At 58.0% G+C, this 18,223-nt stretch carries 17 protein-coding genes; 5 read left to right on the top strand and 12 right to left on the bottom strand.

The window, feature by feature from the left end:
* Positions 1–4: 4 nt before the first annotated feature.
* From J2125_RS10865 to J2125_RS10825, 9 genes are all read right to left on the bottom strand, one after another.
* A complete protein-coding gene (locus J2125_RS10865) occupies positions 5–778 on the bottom strand; it encodes a GntR family transcriptional regulator (RefSeq protein WP_017799752.1) in 774 nt (257 codons plus the stop codon).
* Positions 779–804: 26 nt separating this feature from the next.
* Entirely contained in the window at positions 805–2,181 is a 1,377-nt protein-coding gene (locus J2125_RS10860; RefSeq protein ID WP_017799751.1) for a dihydroorotase, read from the bottom strand.
* A 2-nt stretch (positions 2,182–2,183) separates the two neighbouring features.
* A complete protein-coding gene (locus J2125_RS10855; protein WP_209499496.1) occupies positions 2,184–3,131 on the bottom strand; it encodes an ABC transporter substrate-binding protein in 948 nt (315 codons plus the stop codon).
* Positions 3,128–4,189: an alpha-hydroxy acid oxidase gene (locus J2125_RS10850; protein WP_017799749.1), complete on the bottom strand. Its 1,062-nt coding sequence runs from the start codon at positions 4,187–4,189 to the stop codon at positions 3,128–3,130. The genes J2125_RS10855 and J2125_RS10850 overlap by 4 nt, the downstream gene beginning before the upstream one ends.
* Entirely contained in the window at positions 4,182–5,705 is a 1,524-nt protein-coding gene (locus tag J2125_RS10845; protein WP_017799748.1) for an amino acid ABC transporter permease/ATP-binding protein, read from the bottom strand. The genes J2125_RS10850 and J2125_RS10845 overlap by 8 nt, the downstream gene beginning before the upstream one ends.
* Before the next feature lie 34 nt (positions 5,706–5,739).
* Positions 5,740–6,627, bottom strand: a complete 888-nt coding sequence (locus J2125_RS10840; protein WP_017799747.1) for a transporter substrate-binding domain-containing protein — start codon at positions 6,625–6,627, stop codon at positions 5,740–5,742.
* Between the two features lie 66 nt (positions 6,628–6,693).
* Complete coding sequence (locus J2125_RS10835; RefSeq protein ID WP_017799746.1) at positions 6,694–7,665, bottom strand: D-2-hydroxyacid dehydrogenase; 972 nt, start codon at positions 7,663–7,665, stop codon at positions 6,694–6,696.
* A gap of 16 nt (positions 7,666–7,681) precedes the next feature.
* Positions 7,682–8,074, bottom strand: a complete 393-nt coding sequence (locus J2125_RS10830; protein ID WP_026111520.1) for a Rid family detoxifying hydrolase — start codon at positions 8,072–8,074, stop codon at positions 7,682–7,684.
* A gap of 250 nt (positions 8,075–8,324) precedes the next feature.
* A complete protein-coding gene (locus J2125_RS10825) occupies positions 8,325–9,701 on the bottom strand; it encodes a dihydroorotase (protein ID WP_017799744.1) in 1,377 nt (458 codons plus the stop codon).
* Between the two features lie 225 nt (positions 9,702–9,926).
* On the opposite strand from J2125_RS10825, the gene glyQ reads away from it, so the two are divergent.
* The gene (glyQ, locus tag J2125_RS10820; RefSeq protein ID WP_017799743.1) at positions 9,927–10,838 is read left to right on the top strand and encodes a glycine--tRNA ligase subunit alpha; all 912 of its coding nucleotides are present in this window, start codon (positions 9,927–9,929) and stop codon (positions 10,836–10,838) included.
* A gap of 9 nt (positions 10,839–10,847) precedes the next feature.
* Positions 10,848–12,917: a glycine--tRNA ligase subunit beta gene (gene glyS, locus J2125_RS10815; protein WP_017799742.1), complete on the top strand. Its 2,070-nt coding sequence runs from the start codon at positions 10,848–10,850 to the stop codon at positions 12,915–12,917.
* A 75-nt stretch (positions 12,918–12,992) separates the two neighbouring features.
* Here the strand turns inward: glyS and J2125_RS10810 are convergent, their stop codons facing one another.
* Positions 12,993–13,604, bottom strand: a complete 612-nt coding sequence (locus J2125_RS10810) for a glutathione S-transferase (protein ID WP_017799741.1) — start codon at positions 13,602–13,604, stop codon at positions 12,993–12,995.
* Positions 13,605–13,643: 39 nt separating this feature from the next.
* On the bottom strand, positions 13,644–14,561 hold the full coding sequence (fdhE, locus tag J2125_RS10805) for a formate dehydrogenase accessory protein FdhE (protein WP_017799740.1): 918 nt from the start codon (positions 14,559–14,561) through the stop codon (positions 13,644–13,646).
* A gap of 273 nt (positions 14,562–14,834) precedes the next feature.
* Between fdhE and fdhD the strand changes: the two genes are divergently transcribed.
* The 3 genes from fdhD to J2125_RS10790 are packed head-to-tail and all read left to right on the top strand — an operon-like array spanning position 14,835 to position 17,353.
* Positions 14,835–15,608 (top strand): formate dehydrogenase accessory sulfurtransferase FdhD, encoded by a 774-nt coding sequence (gene fdhD, locus J2125_RS10800; RefSeq protein ID WP_026111519.1) that lies wholly within the window; start codon positions 14,835–14,837, stop codon positions 15,606–15,608.
* A gap of 36 nt (positions 15,609–15,644) precedes the next feature.
* Positions 15,645–16,757: an AAA family ATPase gene (locus tag J2125_RS10795; protein WP_017799738.1), complete on the top strand. Its 1,113-nt coding sequence runs from the start codon at positions 15,645–15,647 to the stop codon at positions 16,755–16,757.
* 20 nt (positions 16,758–16,777) lie between these two features.
* Complete coding sequence (locus J2125_RS10790) at positions 16,778–17,353, top strand: HNH endonuclease family protein (protein ID WP_157819422.1); 576 nt, start codon at positions 16,778–16,780, stop codon at positions 17,351–17,353.
* Here J2125_RS10790 and J2125_RS10785 read toward each other — a convergent pair.
* Positions 17,350–18,126 (bottom strand): DeoR/GlpR family DNA-binding transcription regulator, encoded by a 777-nt coding sequence (locus J2125_RS10785; RefSeq protein ID WP_017799736.1) that lies wholly within the window; start codon positions 18,124–18,126, stop codon positions 17,350–17,352. The two genes, J2125_RS10790 and J2125_RS10785, sit on opposite strands and share 4 nt — an antisense overlap.
* Positions 18,127–18,223 lie beyond the last annotated feature (97 nt).

Here is an 18,223-nt window from a genome sequence, read left to right as displayed (position 1 = left end):
GCGGCTATTCCGCTGCGGCCAGCAATTTGCGGCGTTCCGCGATAATTTTTTCGTAATCGACATCCAGCGCCTGCACGCGGATATGTTGTTCAATTTCCTGTGCCATCTTGTCGATATCGCCTTCGGCAAACACTTCCACCAGGCGCTGATGCTCTTCAATAATCGACTCCATTGACTTGCCGATGGTGGAAAGACCAAAGATCACCGTCAGCTGGCGGGCGATGGATTCCCACAGATTGCTGAGTACCGGATTCAGCGCCAGGCTGCACAACACGCGGTGAAAATCGGTATCTGCGGAGGCGAAGCCGTAGACATCTTCGCGTTGCTGCATCAGCACCAGCTCGTCGACGCTCTGATTCAGCAGTTTGAGTTCGCGCGGGCCATTGCGTCCGGCCTCAATCGCCCGCTGACAGGCGAGGGTTTCCAGCGGAATACGCACATCGATAATCTGCTCCAGCCGCTGATGGGAGATCTCCATCAGGCGGATGCCTTTATAAGGTTCGCTGGAAACTATCCCCTGACTTTCCAGAATGCGCAGCGCCTCGCGGATCGGTACACGGCTCATACCAAGGCGCGTGACTAAATCCGGTTCAGAGACGCGATCGCCTGGCAAAATCAAACCGCGCGAGGCGGCGGATAAAATCGCATCGACCGCATGATCGACCAGCGTACGCGGCCTGGCGGCGGCCCAGCTGGCATCCAGATTATCTTCCTGCATCAGCGGTGCGCTGGTCTGTCTCCCGGTTTTACGCGCGGGCGGCGCGGATTTTTCTGCCATAGTGATGTCCTGCATAATGGCCTGAATTAATGGGAACGCGTCAGGAACTGACCAAATCCCGGGGCGACCTGCATCTCGCCGTCACGGAACACGGTAATGCCGCGAATCAGGGTGCGGACCACCTTGCCCTGGCAGTGCATCCCTTCAAAGGCGCTCCACTTACCCAGACCGTGGAAATTTTCACCCGTTACCGTCCAGCTGGCTTCAGGATCATAAAAGGCCAGATCCGCATCGGCGCCCAGCGCAATGGCGCCTTTCTGCGGCCAGAGATGAAAAGCCTGCGCCGGACCGCTGGCGGTCATGCGCGCCAGCTCTTTTAGTGGCAGTCCGCGTTTTACGTGACCTTCACTAAAGAACATCGGGCCGAGGGTTTCTACCCCGGTCAGTCCCATTCCGGCATCCCAGATACTTTCCAGTCCGGCCAGTTTCTGTTCTGGCGTATAGGGGCAGTGGTCGGAGGCCAGTATGTCAATTTCGCCGCTCTCCAGCACCTGCCACAGCGCATCGACCACCGCACGCGGCCGGATTGGCGGCCCGCAACGGGCATTTGGTCCGATGCGCACCAGATCGTCTTCATCGAGCATCAGATAGTGCGGGCAGGTTTCAAAGGTGACCCGCACCGCCGGTCGCGCTGCCGCAATCAGCTGCGCCGCTTGCGCGGAGCTGACATGAACAATATGCGCGCGTGCGCCAGTCTCGCGGGCGATTTGCAGCACGCGCCCCACCGCTTCGATTTCAGCAATCTCCGGACCGGCCAGCGCATGGGCGCGGGTATCTTTGCGTCCGGCGGCGCGCAGTTCACCGCCAGCGCCAAGCAGAATGTCATGATTCTCGGCATGTACGCCGATCAGCCCGTCAAAGGTCGCCAGCTCGCGCATCGCGCGCAGCAGGGCATCATCATTCAGACGCGGCAGCCCTTTTTCATCGGTCGCGCCGCCATCGGGCGCACCGCTACAGAGAAACGCCTTAAAGGCAATCGCGCCCGCCTCGTGCATCTCCGCCAGCTGCGCCAGATTGTTGCCATCCAGACCGGCCCACATGGCAAAGTCAGTTGTACAGCTGCGCGCCAGCATTTCGCGCTTGGCGATAAAGTTGCCAGTGGTGGTGGCGGGCGGCAAGGAGTGGGGCATCTCCACAATCGTGGTTACGCCATGGGCGGCGGCGCCCTGCGTGCCTTCGCGCAGCTCCTGTTCGGGGAAATCATGGGAGCCGGTAAAGTGGGTATGGACATCAATCGCGCCGGGCATCACCACCAGCCCGCTGGCGTCGATCACCTCATCCACTGCCGGCAGCTGGGCGCCGTGCGCCAGAATACCGGCAATTTTTCCCTGCTCAATCAGCAACCCGGCGGCGATCTCTCCGTCGGGCGTGACCACTAATCCGTTGACGATCAATGTTCTCATGCTTATTTCTCCTGCTGCCAGATGGCGCCGACCAGTGACATATCCACCAGCGCGGCATAAGGAACCGGGATCTGCGCACTGAGCCAGCCGGTTTCGGTCAGCAAGGTGGCGAAATGCTCAAAATCCTGGCGGGCAATGTCGGGTCCGCTGGCAAACACACCGCTGTGCAGATACGCATCCAGACCGGCGACCAGCGCCGCGGCGGGATAATCCGCATACCAGGGTTGCACCTGCTGCGCCAGCGCGGCGGCGTCGTGGCTCAGCAGCCACTGCTGGGCTTCGGCGATCGCGCGGGTAAACGCGATAAACGCCGGGCGTTTCTGTTGCAGCACATCGCGGCGGGCGATATACGCGCTCCACGGCATATCACCGCATAACGGCGCAAGGCTGGCGACGCAATGCAGTTTGCCGCTGGCGACAGCCGGCGCCAGCGCGTGCATTGAGTGCAGCGCATAGTCGTAATCACCACTGGCGACGGCGGCGAAATCCGCCTGCTGATCGCCACTGCCGGGGATCAGAGTGACCTGATCGCTAAGCTGATGCTGATTTAACAGCCAGTTAAAACTTAATGTGGCGGTGCCGACATTACCGACATCAATCACCCGCTTGCCGCGCAGCGCATCAGGGACAAAGCCGGGTTCGCTGTTGGCGGCGGCTAAAAACCACGGGTTAGCGGCTACGGCGGCACAAAAACACATCATTTGCGGCCCCTGCTGCTGGTAATTCTTCATCATCACCATTGGCCCACCGATAGTCAGGTCGGCTTCTCCGGTAATGACCGCCGGTACCTGGCCGCCCTGGATAGTGTGGCCGCCGGACTCAGCGGTGGTGAACTGGATGTCCACGTCATATTTCGCAAACAGGCCAAGGCTTTCCGCCAGATATAGCGCGCAGTAGTAGATGCGCGATTCGCTGCGGTCGCCCTGGTTGAGAATTAAACGGCTGGTCATGATAGCGGCTCCGCGGCAAGGAAAGAGGGATTCAGTTCACTGATGGCGCTGACGCCACACCAGTGACTGATGGCGGTGATTTCATTGACCCAGCCCGCCAGCAGATTAAATACTGCCTCTTCACCACCGGCCACCAGCGCGCTGATCACCGGACGCACCGTCAGCGACAGGGTTGCGCCAAGACAGGCGGCCACTACCACGTCGGTACCGCTGCGGATACCGCCATCCATCACAATATCGCCCGGGTAGTGCTGACGCAGCTGCGGCATCTGTTGGGCAGGCGTTGCCCAGCGTGCGCTCTGCCGCAGACCGATATTGGAGGCAATAATGGCGTCGACGCCACTTTCCGGCACCTGGCGGGCATCTTCCGGGTGCAGGATGCCTTTCAGCATCAGCGGCATCTTTAACTGCGCGGCAAAGGCGCTGATATGGCGAATCTCATTCCAGCCCCAGCCAGGAAAAGCGGGCAGCGTCTCGACGCCCGGCGCGCTGGCGCCAATGGTGCGCAGTCCCTGTTGTTGCAGCGCCTCGCCGATTGAATAGCCGCCAGGCTGTAAGCCCGCCACCGGATGCACCGGCGCCAGCACCGTCAGAATAATCCCTGCCGCCTGGCAGTCAGCCGCATGGCGAATCAGGCGTTCAATACGTGGCAAATCGCCCGCCGCCCGCAGTTGCAGCCAGCAGCCCTGATACGCATCGCAAATCTCCGCCAGCGGTGTCACCGTCTCTTCGGAGATGGCCAGCGGCAGTTGCAGACGTTTACAGGCGCGGGCAATCGGCAGCAGCCCTTCCGGATGAAAAATCACATCACCGGCAAACGCGCCGACGCCAAGCGGCGCCGCCCAGCGTTGTCCGCCGAGCATCACCCGGGTATCGATACCCTTGGTGGCGCGCATCACGCGCGGCAGCAGACGATAGCGCTGTAAATCCTGACTGTTGGCGTCCGCCGCCGCCAGCTGGGCGTCCGCCGGTTGCCCGACCATATAGCGGTAGAGGGCATCGCCCAGCCGCTGGCGGGTTTCCAGTTGAAACGGCAGCATGCCGGCATAGTTATGCATGTGCGATCTCCTGATGTTGTTGTTCGTGTTGCAGGAACTGGGCGAAAGCTTCAGTCTGCGGCTGTTGCAGAATTGCCGGTGGCCCTTGCTCAATCAGCTGGCCGCCTTGCAGGAATACCACGCGGTCCGCCACGCTGGCGGCGAAAGCAATATCATGGGTGCTGATAATCATGGTGATACCGGTTTGCGCCAGCGAGCGAATGGTCTGGTTGACCTCACGCACCAGCTCCGGGTCCAGCGCCGAGGTTGGCTCATCAAACAGCAGAATGCGCGGTTCCGCAGCCAGCGCGCGGGCGATGCCGACACGCTGCTGCTGGCCACCGGATAACTCGTGCGGCAGCGCCGCCGCAAAGTCGCCAAGGCCTACCACCCGCAGTGCGCGCATCGCTTTGGCGCGGGCAATCTCCGGCTGTTCACCCTGCACGCGCAGCGGAATGCTCATCGCATTTTCCAGCGCGGTCAGATGGTCAAACAGGGCGAAGTGCTGGAAAACAATGCCAATGCCGGAACGCGCGCGGTTGGCGGGCAGATGGCGGTCCGGCAGCGGTTTCCCCTGATCGTTGTAACCCATTACATGGCCTTCAGTGGCGATGCGTCCGCCGGAACGCGGCGTCAGGGCGAGAATCGATTTCAGCAGGGTGCTTTTGCCGGAACCGGAGCGGCCCAGCAGCACCACCACTTCACCACGACGAATATGCAGCGACAGATCTTTCAGCACCGGTTTATTGCCATATTCGACACAGAGGTTATCGATCTCCAGTACCGGCGCCGCTTTGCTGGTATCCCAGCGCTGTTTCGGCAGCATCAGCGCTTCCACCTCCGCTGCTGGCGGCAGTTTGTCCTGCCGGGCGCGGGCGCGGCGGGCGCGATCTTCCAGATTGTAATGGCGCTCCATCCACCACTGACCGGCGGCCAGCAGCGACGAGAGGATCATATAGATGCCGCCCGACGCCACCAGCACCGGAATAAACATAAAGTTTTGCGAAACAATGGTCTGACCGCGCATCGTCAGTTCGTTAACGCCGACTACCGAAGCCAGCGAGGTGGACTTCAGCAGGCCAACGGTCTCATTGCCCATGGTTGGCAGAATGGCGCGCAGCGCCTGCGGGATCACCACATAAATCATCTCTTTGGTACGCGAGTAACCAAAGGCCTGGGCGGCGACGCGCTGATTGCGATCGGTGGCCATAATGCCGCCGCGAATAATCTCGGCGCAGAATGCGGTTTCGTTGATCATCAGCGCCAGTAAGGCGCTGACAAACGGACTAAAGCGCAGGCCAAACTGCGGCAGCACGTTGTACAGCAGGATCAGCTGTAGCAGAACCGGCGTGCCGCGCAGAATGTAGATATACACCTGCACCGGAAAACGAATAATAAAATGGCGTGAGGTGCTGGCCAGCGCCAGAAAGAAACCAATAATCACCCCACCAGCCAGTGCGCCGACAAGCAGTTGCACAGCGATTACCGCACCCTGCCACAAATAGGGCAGGGTTAAATACTTCAGAAAATCATCCACGCGAACCTCTCCGGCATGTCGGACTTATTAACACTTAACCTTTGTCGGTCGCAGTACGCTGTGCGCTGGCGCCCTGGCCCCAGTAATCCAGCAGTTTCTGCTGCGCGCCGCTCTGCTGAATCACCAGCATCGCGTCAAGCACCGCACTGCGCATCACCGCGTTATCTTTAGCAATCGGGAAGCCGACCATAATGGGCAGATCGACCGTAAAGGCGGTGGCGTAAGAAGCGGGATCGGCTTTAGCGATTTCACGCGCTGAACCGGCTTCGGTCAGATAGATATCGGCACGACCACTTTTGATCGCCTGAATGCTGTTATCGGTGTTCTGCACCATCAGCATATTCACTTCCGGCTTACCGGCGGCTACGCATCTGGCGCTCTGCTCCGGCACCAGTTTGCTGGCTTCGTAAGTGCCGGCCGCGGCGGCAACGGTCTTGCCGCAGAGATCGTCAATGGTATTGATTTTCTTCGGGTTGCCTTTGGCGATTACCGAGCCGTCCTGCACCTGCACCGAGGCAACAAATGCAATCTGTTTCAGACGTTCCGGGGTGACGTACAGCATCGGGCCGATATCGGCGCGACCACTGGAGATCGAGGTCAGCAGCACGTTAAATGAGCCGTTCTGGTAAGTGTGTTTAAAGCCGAGACAGCCGCCAAGGCGATCAAACAGTGACGGATCCAGTCCTTCAATCACCGTCGGATCGGCGGCGGATGGTGCTTCAAAACCTTTGGTGTAACCGCCTAAACCCACCACCACATCTTTGCCGACCAGCGACGGATATTTGGTTTGCAGGGTTTTACACTGCGCCATCGCGGCGAAGTCGGCGGCAGTGGGTTTTACCGGGTCGGCAGCGTGCGCGGAGAGAGACAACATGGAGCCGGTCAGACCGGATACCAGCAGAGCGATGCGTGCAAATTTCATAATCTTTTCCCTGGGCAGGTGAATAGTTAATTGATGAACTGCGATTGTTGTGGGTTGGTACAGGGCTTAATAACCTGTTTCTGGGTTAACCCGGTTTATTAGCGGCTCTCCGGCCTGATACCGTTCAAGATTCTGGATAAAGCGCGACAGGCAGCCTTCGAGATAGGCGCCATGATCGTCAAGGCTGCAATGTGGCGTGATAATCAGCCCCGGGCAGTGCCACAGCGGATCGCCGGCAGGCAGTGGCTCCTGCGGGAAAACATCCAGCACCGCGCCCGCCAGCTGCTGCTGGCTTAACATCTCGCGCAGCGCGTGATAATCAAACACCCTGGCGCGCCCGACGATAATCACCCCCGCACGCGCTGGCAGCTGCGCCAGACGGCGGGCATTGAACAGACCCTCGGTTTCCGCCGTCAGCGGCAGTGTGGAGACCAGCACATCGGTGTCCGCCAGTTCGGCATCGATATCCGCCATCGCGATGCAGCGCGCCAGTTCGGCTTCGCTATAGCCGCTGCGCGTCACGCCACAGACTTCGTAACCCTGGCGCGTCAGCATCGCCGCCGCCGCCGCGCCAATGCCGCCCACGCCCAGCAGCAGCACTTTTTTGCCGCGCGCACAGCCGCCAAAGGTCGGCCGCCACTGCTGGCTGGCCTGGTCCTGCAGAAAGCCCGGAATGCCGTAATTGAACATCAGCGCAGCCATCAGAATAAATTCGGCCCCTTTATCGCCGTGGACGCCGGAGGCATTCACCAGCTGAATGGCCGCTGGCCATTTTTCCAGCCAGCTCTCCACGCCTGCGGACATCACCTGCACCCACTTCAGTTGTGGCGTCGGATAGTGATACAGCGGCAGCTTACGTCCGGCCCACAGAATCTCTGCGGCAGGTAAAAACGCCGCTACGCGTTCGGCATCGCTGTTTTCCGACAGGGTAAATTTGCCGCGCAGCAGCGGATTGGCGTCAATTCGCTGTTGCAGCAGCTCCACTGGCAGTTGCAGTGCCTGCGGCGCGCTGGCGTCGTTTTCGATATGAATATGCATCTGATGATTCTCCCGCTTAGCGCATCGCCGTCACTTCCATCTCAACCAGTAAATCCGGGTGGTTGAGCTGGATGCCGACGGTGGCGCGAGCCGGGTACGGAAAAGCAAAATAGTCGGCGTATACCGCATTCAGCTCAGCGAACAGCGAAAGATCGGTAAGGAAAATCGTTACGCGCACCACGTTATCGAAGGTCATACCGGCTTCGCCCAGCAGGTCGCCGACGTTTTTCAGCACCTGGTGGGTCTGCGCCTGAATATCGTTGCCGACAATTGCGCCGCTGTACGGATCGATGGCTACCTGACCGGAGATAAACAGCATCGGCTCACTCAGAATCGCCGATGAGAGCGGCGCTGGCCCCATCGGGCGGTCTTCTGCGTGCATTCCGGGGTAGGTAATGGCCTGTTTCATGGTGGCGTCTCGTTGAGCAGTTGATGATCGTAAATTCGTATACGATTAGACGAAAGTCAACGAGCGCGTTTTCACCAGATGGTCAGTTTTGTGCCTGAGAGCGGAGAGAGTAGCGGGTCAGGCTCTGCCAGGGGTTGAGAGTTTAATTAATAAATTCAGAAGGATAAGTGGTATTCCCCGGTGGGTCAGATGGTGTAAATGGCTGACTGATCAATATCTATACGATTTTCTAATGATAACGCTTCACCGCTTAAAAGGTGCGCGTCAGGAACTGACCAAATCCCGGCGCAACCTGTATTGCGCCGTCACGAAATACGCTAATGCCGCGGATCAGGGTGCGCACCACTTTTCCGCGGCATTTCATGCCGTCAAAAGCACTCCACTTACCCAGCCCGTGAAATTTTTCTCCGCTGACCGTCCAGATTTCATGCGGGTCGTACAGCGCCAAATCGGCATCAGCCCCCAGAGCGATGGCCCCTTTGCGCGGCCAGAGATGAAAGACTTGCGCCGGACCGCTGGCGGTCATTCGCGCCACCTCGCGCAGTGACAGGGCGCGCCTGATATGGCCTTCACTAAAAAATAGCGGCCCGAGGGTTTCCACCCCCGTCAGCCCTTTGACCGCATCCCAGATGCCATTTTGCCCCAGCTGTTTTTGCTCTGGCGTACAGGGATAGTGGTCGGAGGCCAGCAGATCAATTTCACCACTGTGCACCAGCTGCCACAACGCGTTGACCACCGGGCGCGGGCGGATCGGCGGGCTACAGCGGGCATTGGCGCCGATGCGCACCAGATCGTCTTCGTCGAGCAGCAGATAGTGCGGACAGGTTTCGCAGCTGACCCGTACGGCTGATTTTGCCGCCGTAATCATCCGCACCGCCTGCGCTGAACTGACATGGACAATATGCGTCCGCACGCCGGTCTGTCTGGCGAAGTGTAGTACGCGGCCGACGGCTTCGGTCTCGGCAATCTCCGGACTGGCCAGCGCGCAAGCACGGTTGTGGTTGCGCCGGGCGGCGCGCAGTTCGCTGGCGGCGCCGGTCAGAATGTCATGGTTCTCGGCATGCACGCCGATCAGGCCATTAAAACTGGCCAGCTCACGCATGGCGCGCAGCAGATTGTCATCATTTAACCTTGGCAGCCCCTTTTCATCACCGGCCGCGCCATCCGGTGAATCGCTGCACAAAAACGCTTTAAAGGCGATGGCGCCTGCCTGTTGTATTTTCGCCAGCTGTGGCAGGTTTTTGCCGTCGAGGCCCGCCCAGAGCGCGTAATCCACCACGCAGCTGCGCGCCAGTATCTCGCGTTTGGCGATAAAACTGTCGAGGGTAGTAGCCGGTGGCAGCGAGTGCGGCATCTCGATAATGGTGGTGACACCATGGGCGGCGGCGCCCCGGGTGCCTTCGCGCAGCTCCTGCTCCGGGAAATCATGGGCAGCGGTGAAATGGGTATGGACATCAATGGTGCCGGGCATCACCACCAGTCCACTGGCGTCGATAATCTCATCAGCCTGCGGCAACGGGCTACCGTGCGCCAGAATAGCGGCGATTTTACCGTGCTCAATCAGTAACCCGGCGTCAATGTCACCGCCAGGAGTAACGACTAAACCGTTTACAATCAATGTGTTCATCACTTCTTCTCCTGTGCCAGCTGGCATAACCCGTATTGGTTAGCCTTGAGCGAGATCTATCATTCGCTCAGCGCGCCGGGCATCCGGTGTAATACTGATTTCACTGCGCAGCAGGACAAAGCAGAAGAAAGTGTCGGCTGACTATTACCCTTTTGGTAATCAACCCGGTCAAAGGGTATACTGGCGCACACTTTTTTCATCCACCGTATCGCGTGCGAATTCATCATGCAAAAGTTTGATACTAAGACCTTTCAGGGCCTGATCCTGACCTTGCAGGATTACTGGGCGCGCCAGGGCTGCACCATTGTTCAACCACTGGACATGGAAGTGGGCGCCGGCACCTCACATCCTATGACTTGCCTGCGTGCTTTAGGGCCGGAGCCAATCGCTGCTGCCTATGTGCAGCCGTCACGTCGTCCTACCGATGGTCGTTATGGCGAAAACCCGAACCGCTTACAGCACTACTACCAGTTCCAGGTGATCATCAAACCTTCGCCGGACAATATTCAGGAGCTGTATCTGGGTTCACTGAAAGAGCTGGGTATGGATCCCACCATCCACGATATTCGCTTTGTCGAAGATAACTGGGAGAACCCGACGCTGGGTGCCTGGGGCCTCGGCTGGGAAGTGTGGCTGAACGGCATGGAAGTGACGCAGTTTACCTACTTCCAGCAGGTTGGCGGACTGGAGTGTAAGCCGGTAACCGGTGAGATCACCTACGGTCTGGAGCGTCTGGCGATGTATATCCAGGGCGTGGACAGCGTTTACGATCTGGTCTGGAGCGACGGTCCGCTGGGCACCACCACTTACGGTGATGTGTTCCATCAGAATGAAGTGGAGCAATCCACCTATAACTTTGAATATGCGGATGTCGACTTCCTGTTTACCTGCTTCGAGCAGTACGAGAAAGAGGCGCAAAGCCTGCTGGCGCTGGAGAAACCCCTGCCGCTGCCGGCTTACGAACGCATTCTGAAGGCGGGCCATACTTTCAACCTGCTGGACGCGCGCAAGGCGATCTCGGTGACCGAGCGTCAGCGCTATATTCTGCGTATTCGTACCCTGACCAAAGCCGTGGCGGAAGCTTATTATGCGTCGCGTGAGGCGCTGGGCTTCCCGATGTTGAACAGAAAAAAATAAGAGGCCGCCATGACTGAAAAAACATTTCTGGTGGAGATCGGCACCGAAGAGCTGCCACCAAAGGCGCTGCGTAGCCTGGCGGAATCGTTTGCCGCCCACTTTACGGCTGAACTGGATGCTGCCGACCTGGCGCACGGTGAAGTCAGCTGGTTTGCCGCGCCGCGTCGTCTGGCGCTGAAAGTCGCTAATCTGAGCGCCTCACAGCCGGATCGTGAAGTTGAAAAACGTGGCCCGGCGATTGCCGCCGCCTTTGATGCCAGTGGCGTCGCGACCAAAGCCGCCGAAGGCTGGGCACGCGGTTGCGGGATTACCGTTGATCAGGCTGAGCGTCTGAGCACCGACAAAGGCGAATGGCTGCTGTATCGCGCTCTGAGCAAAGGCGAAAGCGCGCAGACGCTGCTGCCGGCGATGGTGGCGACTGCGCTGACGAAACTGCCGATCCCTAAGCTGATGCGTTGGGGCGATAAAGAGACGCAGTTTGTGCGTCCGGTGCATACCGTGACCCTGCTGCTGGGCGATGAGTCGATCCCGGCCACCATTCTCGGCGTTGATTCTGCGCGCATTATTCGTGGCCATCGCTTTATGGGCGAGCCAGAGTTCACTATCGACAATGCTGACCAGTATCCGCAAATTCTGCTGGAGCGCGGTAAAGTGGTCGCTGACTACGAAACGCGTAAAACGCTGATCAAAGCCGATGCGGAAGCTGCAGCGCGTAAGATTGGCGGTAAAGCCGATCTGAGCGAAAGTCTGCTGGAAGAAGTGACTTCGCTGGTGGAGTGGCCGGTGGTGCTGACCGCGACCTTCGAAGAGAAATTCCTCGCGGTGCCGGCAGAAGCGCTGGTGTACACCATGAAGGGCGACCAGAAGTACTTCCCGGTGTACGACGATAACGGCAAACTGCTGCCGCACTTTATTTTCGTCACTAATATTGAGTCGAAAGATCCGCAGCAGATTATTTCCGGTAATGAGAAAGTGGTGCGTCCACGCCTCGCCGATGCGGAGTTCTTCTTTAACTCGGACCGTAAAAAACGCCTCGAAGAGCATCTGCCACGTCTGGAAACCGTGCTGTTCCAGAAACAGCTGGGTACCCTGCGCGACAAAACCGACCGTATCCAGGCGCTGTCTGGCTGGATTGCGGCGCAGATCGGCGCTGATGTGAATCATGCCACCCGTGCTGGCCTGCTGTCGAAGTGCGACCTGATGACCAATATGGTGTTTGAGTTTACCGACACCCAGGGTGTGATGGGCATGCACTACGCGCGCCATGATGGTGAAGCGGAAGATGTGGCGGTGGCGCTGAACGAGCAGTATCAGCCACGCTATGCCGGTGATGACCTGCCGTCCAACCCGGTGGCTTGTGCGCTGGCGATTGCCGATAAGATGGATACGCTGGCCGGTATTTTTGGCATTGGCCAGCATCCGAAAGGCGATAAAGACCCGTTTGCACTGCGTCGTGCGGCGCTGGGCGTCTTGCGTATTATCGTCGAGAAAAATCTGGCGCTCGATCTGCAAACCCTGACCGAAGAAGCGGTGCGCCTGTATGGCAGCAAGCTGACCAACGCTAAAGTGGTCGATGAGGTTATCGACTTTATGCTTGGTCGCTTCCGCAGCTGGTATCAGGAAGAGGGTCACAGCATTGATACGTTGCAGGCGGTGCTGGCGCGTCGTCCAACCCGTCCGGCGGACTTTGATGCCCGTATGAAGGCGGTTTCGCACTTCCGTAGCTTGCCGGAAGCGGCAGCGCTGGCTGCGGCCAATAAACGCGTATCCAATATCCTCGCCAAATCGACCGAAACCCTGAATGACAGCGTACAGGCCTCGCTGCTGAAGGAAAACGAAGAGATTCAGCTGGCGACCTTTGTCACCGCGCTTAGCAGTAAACTGCAGCCGTTCTTTGCCGAAGGCCGTTATCAGGATGCGTTAATCGAGCTGGCGCAGTTGCGCGAGTCGGTGGACAACTTCTTCGATAAGGTGATGGTTAACGCTGATGACCAGGCGGTGCGGGTTAACCGTCTGACGCTGCTGACGAAACTGCGTGAGTTGTTCCTGCAAGTTGCGGATATTTCGCTGTTGCAGTGATGGCAGCGGGCGGCGAGAACGCCGCCCCTACATCAAAATTTTCCGTAGGGGTGGCGTTTTCGCCGCCCATCTTTATCAGGCAGTAGGTGGCACTGTACGCGCAAAGCTCTCGCGCTGGAACATCTTCTCCGCCAGCCTGACCAGCGCCGGTCGTTCGACACACCAGTTCGGCGCCACACGCCGGAAATTAAGATAACCAATGGTACAGGCGGTAGCGATATCCGCCAGCGTCAGCTGTTCACCATTTAGCCATTCGCCGTTTGCCGCCAGTTTTTCCAGCGCATCCAGTCCGCGCTGAATTTTGGTGCGCTGACGCAGCAGTTCGCTTTCTGACTGCTGTTCCGCTGGCAGCATCTGATGACGCACAATCACCAGCGCCGCATCGCACACTCCATCCGCCAGCACTTCAGTCTGACGCACTTTCAGCGAGGCCAGCGGCTCACGCGGGATCAGCGCCGGAGCAACATTGAGCTGTTCGAGGTATTCAGCAATAATCGCCGAGTCGTACCAGATCTCATCTGGCTTAACCACCAGCGCCGGAACTTTACCCAGCGGGTTATATTGCGGTACATGACTCTCTTCATGCCACGGCGATTCATTGACAAATTCGAACGTAATGCCTTTTTCCAGCATGATGACCGAGATTTTACGCACATAGGGGCTGGTGTAATTGCCGATCAGTTTCATTACGCTCTCTCCATTGCTTAGCTTGATAAACGGCGCAGTTTATTCACCCGGGAAAAGAAAGGGATTAAGACTGCTGCGGGCAAAGCCTTCCTGCTCCATGCGCGCATCCAGCACCAGGGTGGCGAGATCGTCCGCCACCGGCTCCAGCGCCGGATCTTTTTCCTGATACAGCAGCTTCAGATAGGTGCCGCAATCACCGCAACTTTCCGCTTTGACGATGCTATCCAGTGACCAGTAATGCAGCTCGCGGGTCTGCTCGCAGTTGCTGCAGGTGGTCGCGGCCACATGCCACTCACTTTCACACAGATTACAGTGAAGATAGCGCAGTTCGTCATCTTCGCTACCCATATGCACCACGCTACTGACCGGAACGCTGCCGCACACCGGGCAAAACTGGCGCTGATTGCCCGCTTCAACCCGCGCTTTACCGGGGATTAACTCGGCCATCTGCGCCCAGTAGAGCGACAGCGCCGCCCAGATAAAGGGCGACTTATCGCTGCTGACCTGCGCAAAGTCGTTGTTGAACATCGCACTGGCCATCGCTTCCAGTTCCTGCGAGGAGGCTTTTTCCAGATTTTCCAGTACCGCCAGCGCCTGACCGCTCATTTCCGGCTTCATTTCGGCAATCAGGGAGTGCAATAACCGTTGCCAGTGGGCGTCGCGTGGCAGGGTCTGGATATCGAGCGGTGGTTTACCGCTGGCGGCGGTCGCCATCAGCCGGGCATGCAGGTCCATTTGCAGCGGATGATCGTACAGCACAATCTCCTGCGCTTCGGCAATCACCGCGGCAAAGCGTAAATAGTCGCCCAAAGGATTTTTCGCCGCTAAATCGCGCAGTCGCGCGGCGCGGCGCTGATACAGCTTCTTCAGTCGGGGAAAAAGCAGGGGAGGAATGCGTTCCGTCGCGGGTGTATCGCTTGCTTCCAGCGGTTGCTGCGGGATTATGCGAATGCTCATCAGGGACTTTTTCCTGTTATTTTGGGCGGCTCTTGCGCTGATGATAGCAGCCCGGGCGGGACACTTCTGCTCAAAATTATAGCAATGCGCGATTTTACATCGCTAAAAGCAGCCTGTCAGCCAGTGGCCGGACGATCTTTTGGCGATCAGGCTTTGCGCCTGCGCGGCGACAGGTTCAGAATTAACGCATCTTGCGACGATAGCAATACAGGTGGCTTTAACGTGAAAAACAGAACGCCGGAACCGGCCGGTAATTCACCGTACCCTGCGGGTATGCGTGCGGTTCAGGTCTGGCAAAAAGAGGATCTACAGCAGTCGCAGTCTGACTGGCTGGCCGAAGAGGTGCCGGTGGCGCTGGTGTATAACGGCATTTCTCATGTGGTGATGATGGCCTCACCGAAAGATCTGGAGGCTTTTGCCATTGGGTTTTCGCTGTCGGAAGGAATTATTGCCGCGTCGCAGGATATTTTTGGCATCGATATCGTCACGGGCTGCAACGGTATCGAAGTGCAGGTTGAGCTGTCCAGCCGTCGCTTTATGGCGCTGAAATCGCAACGACGGGCGATGGCTGGCCGCACCGGCTGTGGCGTCTGCGGCGTCGAGCAACTGGCGGAGATCGGCAAGCCGCTACAGCCACTGCCGTTTACCCAGACGTTTGACCTGAGCCATCTCGATCAGGCTCTCGCTCAGCTGCGTCAGTATCAGCCGCTTGGCGATTACACCGGTTGTACCCACGCCGCAGCATGGGTGCAGCCTGACGGGCAGCTGAGCGGCGGCTGTGAAGATGTTGGCCGCCACGTGGCACTGGATAAGTTGCTCGGTTATCGCAGCCAGCAGCAGTGGACGCAGGGGGCTGTGCTGGTCTCCAGCCGCGCCAGCTATGAGATGGTGCAGAAATCGGCGATGTGCGGCGTGGAGATTCTGTTTGCCGTTTCGGCAGCCACTAAACTGGCGGTCGATGTTGCTGAACGCAGTAATTTGACGTTGATCGGATTTAGTAAACCAGGGCGGGCAACCATCTATACACATCCACAAAGAGTGAGATAAAATCGCGCAATATTTGCACAACATGGAAGTGAAAATATGCGACTGGAAAGTATTACCCTGAAAAACATTGGCGTGTTTGCCCATACACGCTTCGATTTTCCCGCAGCGGAAAGCGCACATTACCATGCTGAGATGTATATTCTCACCGGGCCAAATGGCTGTGGTAAAAGCACGCTGTTACAGGCTTTAGCCGCCATCTTTACACCTGAGCCGCACCATAACCCGCGCTATGGCGATGATGCACGCGTCGATTATCGTTTTGCCGGTGACGCTGGTTTTTACACCGCCAGGCAGACCGAGCCGGCGGCCTGTATCGCCGCGCTGAGACAGCCTTTTAGCCACTGTTTGTCTTTTGCGGATACCTGCGGTGATCACGATTTTATCGCGTGGATAACTAAAAATCGCACCCGCTCGGCGCTGATGCAGGTTGCCGGAGAAACCCAGCAACAGCAGCAGCAGGATGAAATCCTGCAGCGTATTACTGATTTTGCCTCCGCGATCAGCGGATTAAAGCTGATATTTTCCCTTGATAGCGCGCTGAACCTGAACCTTACAATCAATGGCAAACCGGCCAGTCTGACGCTATTGCCGGAAGGGCTGAAATCGGTGCTTGGCTGGATTACCGATCTCACCGCCAGACTGGAGGCGTTTTACCGTAGCGGAATATTTGCGCAGCCGCTGCTGCTGTTTCTCGATGAAATCGATATCCACCTGCATCCCACCTGGCAACGACGCCTGCTGCCGGCGTTGCAGAAACTGCTGACCGGCGCGCAAATCTTTATCTCCACCCATTCGCCGTTTGTCGTCGGCTCGGTTGCGGATGCGTGGATCTATTGCCTGCCGGATCCGCAGCGCGCGGCGCGCGGTGATACGGCGGAGCCGGAAGAGATCGTTCCGCTGGCGGCGGCGGCGGGCAAAAGTTATCAATTGATTCTCGAAGAGGTGTTTAAGGTTGAGGAGCAGTTTGATGTTGAGACTGAAGCGCTGTTGCAGGCGTTTTACCAGCAGCGCAATCACTGCCTGCAAAGCCGGTCGAACAACGATAGTGAGCTGACCGCGCTGGCCAACAAAATTCGTGAGCGTGGTGAAGAGCTGGAGACCATCGTAGAAATGGAGCTACGCCAGCTGAACCGGCGGATCAAAGGATAAGGAGATCAGGGATGATTAAAATGAATCGTAGTGCATACCCCGCCTGCCTTGAAGCTCGTGGACAGGAGTGGACCGAGCGCTATATCGCCGCACGCCTTAAAAATCCCGCAGCCAAATTTAGCTGGTATTCGCAAACCTGCTATCGCGCCACGCGTGATGCGCTGCTGAAGATCACCCAGGAGCACTGTGCGTTTTGCGATGGCTTTATCGGTAACGAAGGACGCAAAACCCTTGAGCATTTTCGCCCCAAAAGTGCGTTTCCGGAGCTGGCGTTTAGCTGGGAGAATCTGTTTCCGTGCTGCGATGTCTGCCAGAGTGCAAAAGGCGAAAAGTACACCGAGCTGCTGCTCAAGCCGGATGAGCACAACTACCGCTTTGAGCACTTTTTTATCTGTAACTTTGCTGACGGGACGCTACATCCGTCGCCTGAACTGTCGCTCTATGACCAGCAGCGGGCGGAAAAAACCCTGGAGCTGTATGGCCTGAACTTACCGTCACGCAAGGTGGCCAGGCGTCGCGAGTTGCAAAAATTTCTGGCGGTGCGTGATCAGTTGCATATCGATGAGTTCCCCTATCGCTATTTCTTAATGGTTTAAGCCACAACAATTTCCGCCAGCTTGTTTTGCAACGCGGCAAAGGCGGGCTGTTTTGGCGCGGCGCTGTCGGTCACCAGCAGGCTAACCTCGCTGCTGGTGGCGTATACCATCCGGCTGGTGATGCCCAGCTTGCTGTGATCGGCCAGCAGAATCAGCTGCGTGGCCTGTTGCGTCATGGCGCGGGCAATCGCGGCTTCATGGGGATAAAAGCTGCTGGCGCCACTTTTGCTGTCGATGCCGACCGGCGACAACAGCGCCACATCGGCGCGATAACGGTAAATTTCGCCGACGGTTAACTCGCCGCGCGTCTGCTGTGCGCCCGCCATCATGCTGCCACCGAGTAAAATCACTTCGTTATTTAACGTCTCATGTTCTTCTGCGGCGCTGAGCTTCAGGGCGGCATGCAGGCTGTTGGTGATAATGGTTAAACCGGACATGGAGCGCAGTTCGTCCGCCAGCATGGTGGTGGTACTGCCTGCATCGAGAAACAGCGTCTGGCCGGATTGCAGTCGCTGCGCCGCCGCGCGGGCAATGGCGCGCTTCTCTTTTGCCTGCACGGCGCTGCGTACGGTCAGCGGCGGTTCGGGCGCGGTATCCAGCGCAACCAGACCGCCATGTACCCGGCGCGCCACGCCGAGCGCTTCCAGCTCGATAATATCGCGCCGCGCTGTTTCGCGTGAAATGCCCAGCTCTTTAATAATGCGCTCGGTACTGACCTGGTTCAGCGTGCTTAACAACGCCCGAATACGATGTAAACGCGTTTCCTGCAGCATGGTTTTATTCCTTTTTTGCAACTCCGTGACAGCTTAAGCGACAGTATACCACTCTGCATATGTATTTTATTGCGTTTGTGTATTTGGTTGCATTTTT

This window comes from Winslowiella toletana (assembly GCF_017875465.1).
Lineage (GTDB): Bacteria > Pseudomonadota > Gammaproteobacteria > Enterobacterales > Enterobacteriaceae > Erwinia > Erwinia toletana.
The sequence above is the reverse complement of the archived record's forward strand: the minus strand, read 5'-3'. Positions and strand labels throughout refer to the sequence as shown.

Excerpts from the sequence above, each read along its gene's own strand:
- J2125_RS10810 (WP_017799741.1), bottom strand. The coding sequence starts at position 13,604 with ATGAAACTGATCGGCAATTACACCAGCCCCTATGTGCGTAAAATCTCG.
- fdhD (WP_026111519.1), top strand. The coding sequence starts at position 14,835 with ATGCGTGCGGTTCAGGTCTGGCAAAAAGAGGATCTACAGCAGTCGCAG.
- J2125_RS10830 (WP_026111520.1), bottom strand. The coding sequence starts at position 8,074 with ATGAAACAGGCCATTACCTACCCCGGAATGCACGCAGAAGACCGCCCG.
- glyQ (WP_017799743.1), top strand. The coding sequence starts at position 9,927 with ATGCAAAAGTTTGATACTAAGACCTTTCAGGGCCTGATCCTGACCTTG.
- J2125_RS10785 (WP_017799736.1), bottom strand. The coding sequence starts at position 18,126 with ATGCTGCAGGAAACGCGTTTACATCGTATTCGGGCGTTGTTAAGCACG.
- J2125_RS10865 (WP_017799752.1), bottom strand. The coding sequence starts at position 778 with ATGGCAGAAAAATCCGCGCCGCCCGCGCGTAAAACCGGGAGACAGACC.
- fdhE (WP_017799740.1), bottom strand. The coding sequence starts at position 14,561 with ATGAGCATTCGCATAATCCCGCAGCAACCGCTGGAAGCAAGCGATACA.
- J2125_RS10850 (WP_017799749.1), bottom strand. The coding sequence starts at position 4,189 with ATGCATAACTATGCCGGCATGCTGCCGTTTCAACTGGAAACCCGCCAG.
- glyS (WP_017799742.1), top strand. The coding sequence starts at position 10,848 with ATGACTGAAAAAACATTTCTGGTGGAGATCGGCACCGAAGAGCTGCCA.
- J2125_RS10840 (WP_017799747.1), bottom strand. The coding sequence starts at position 6,627 with ATGAAATTTGCACGCATCGCTCTGCTGGTATCCGGTCTGACCGGCTCC.
- J2125_RS10860 (WP_017799751.1), bottom strand. The coding sequence starts at position 2,181 with ATGAGAACATTGATCGTCAACGGATTAGTGGTCACGCCCGACGGAGAG.
- J2125_RS10825 (WP_017799744.1), bottom strand. The coding sequence starts at position 9,701 with ATGAACACATTGATTGTAAACGGTTTAGTCGTTACTCCTGGCGGTGAC.
- J2125_RS10790 (WP_157819422.1), top strand. The coding sequence starts at position 16,778 with ATGAATCGTAGTGCATACCCCGCCTGCCTTGAAGCTCGTGGACAGGAG.
- J2125_RS10795 (WP_017799738.1), top strand. The coding sequence starts at position 15,645 with ATGCGACTGGAAAGTATTACCCTGAAAAACATTGGCGTGTTTGCCCAT.
- J2125_RS10855 (WP_209499496.1), bottom strand. The coding sequence starts at position 3,131 with ATGACCAGCCGTTTAATTCTCAACCAGGGCGACCGCAGCGAATCGCGC.
- J2125_RS10835 (WP_017799746.1), bottom strand. The coding sequence starts at position 7,665 with ATGCATATTCATATCGAAAACGACGCCAGCGCGCCGCAGGCACTGCAA.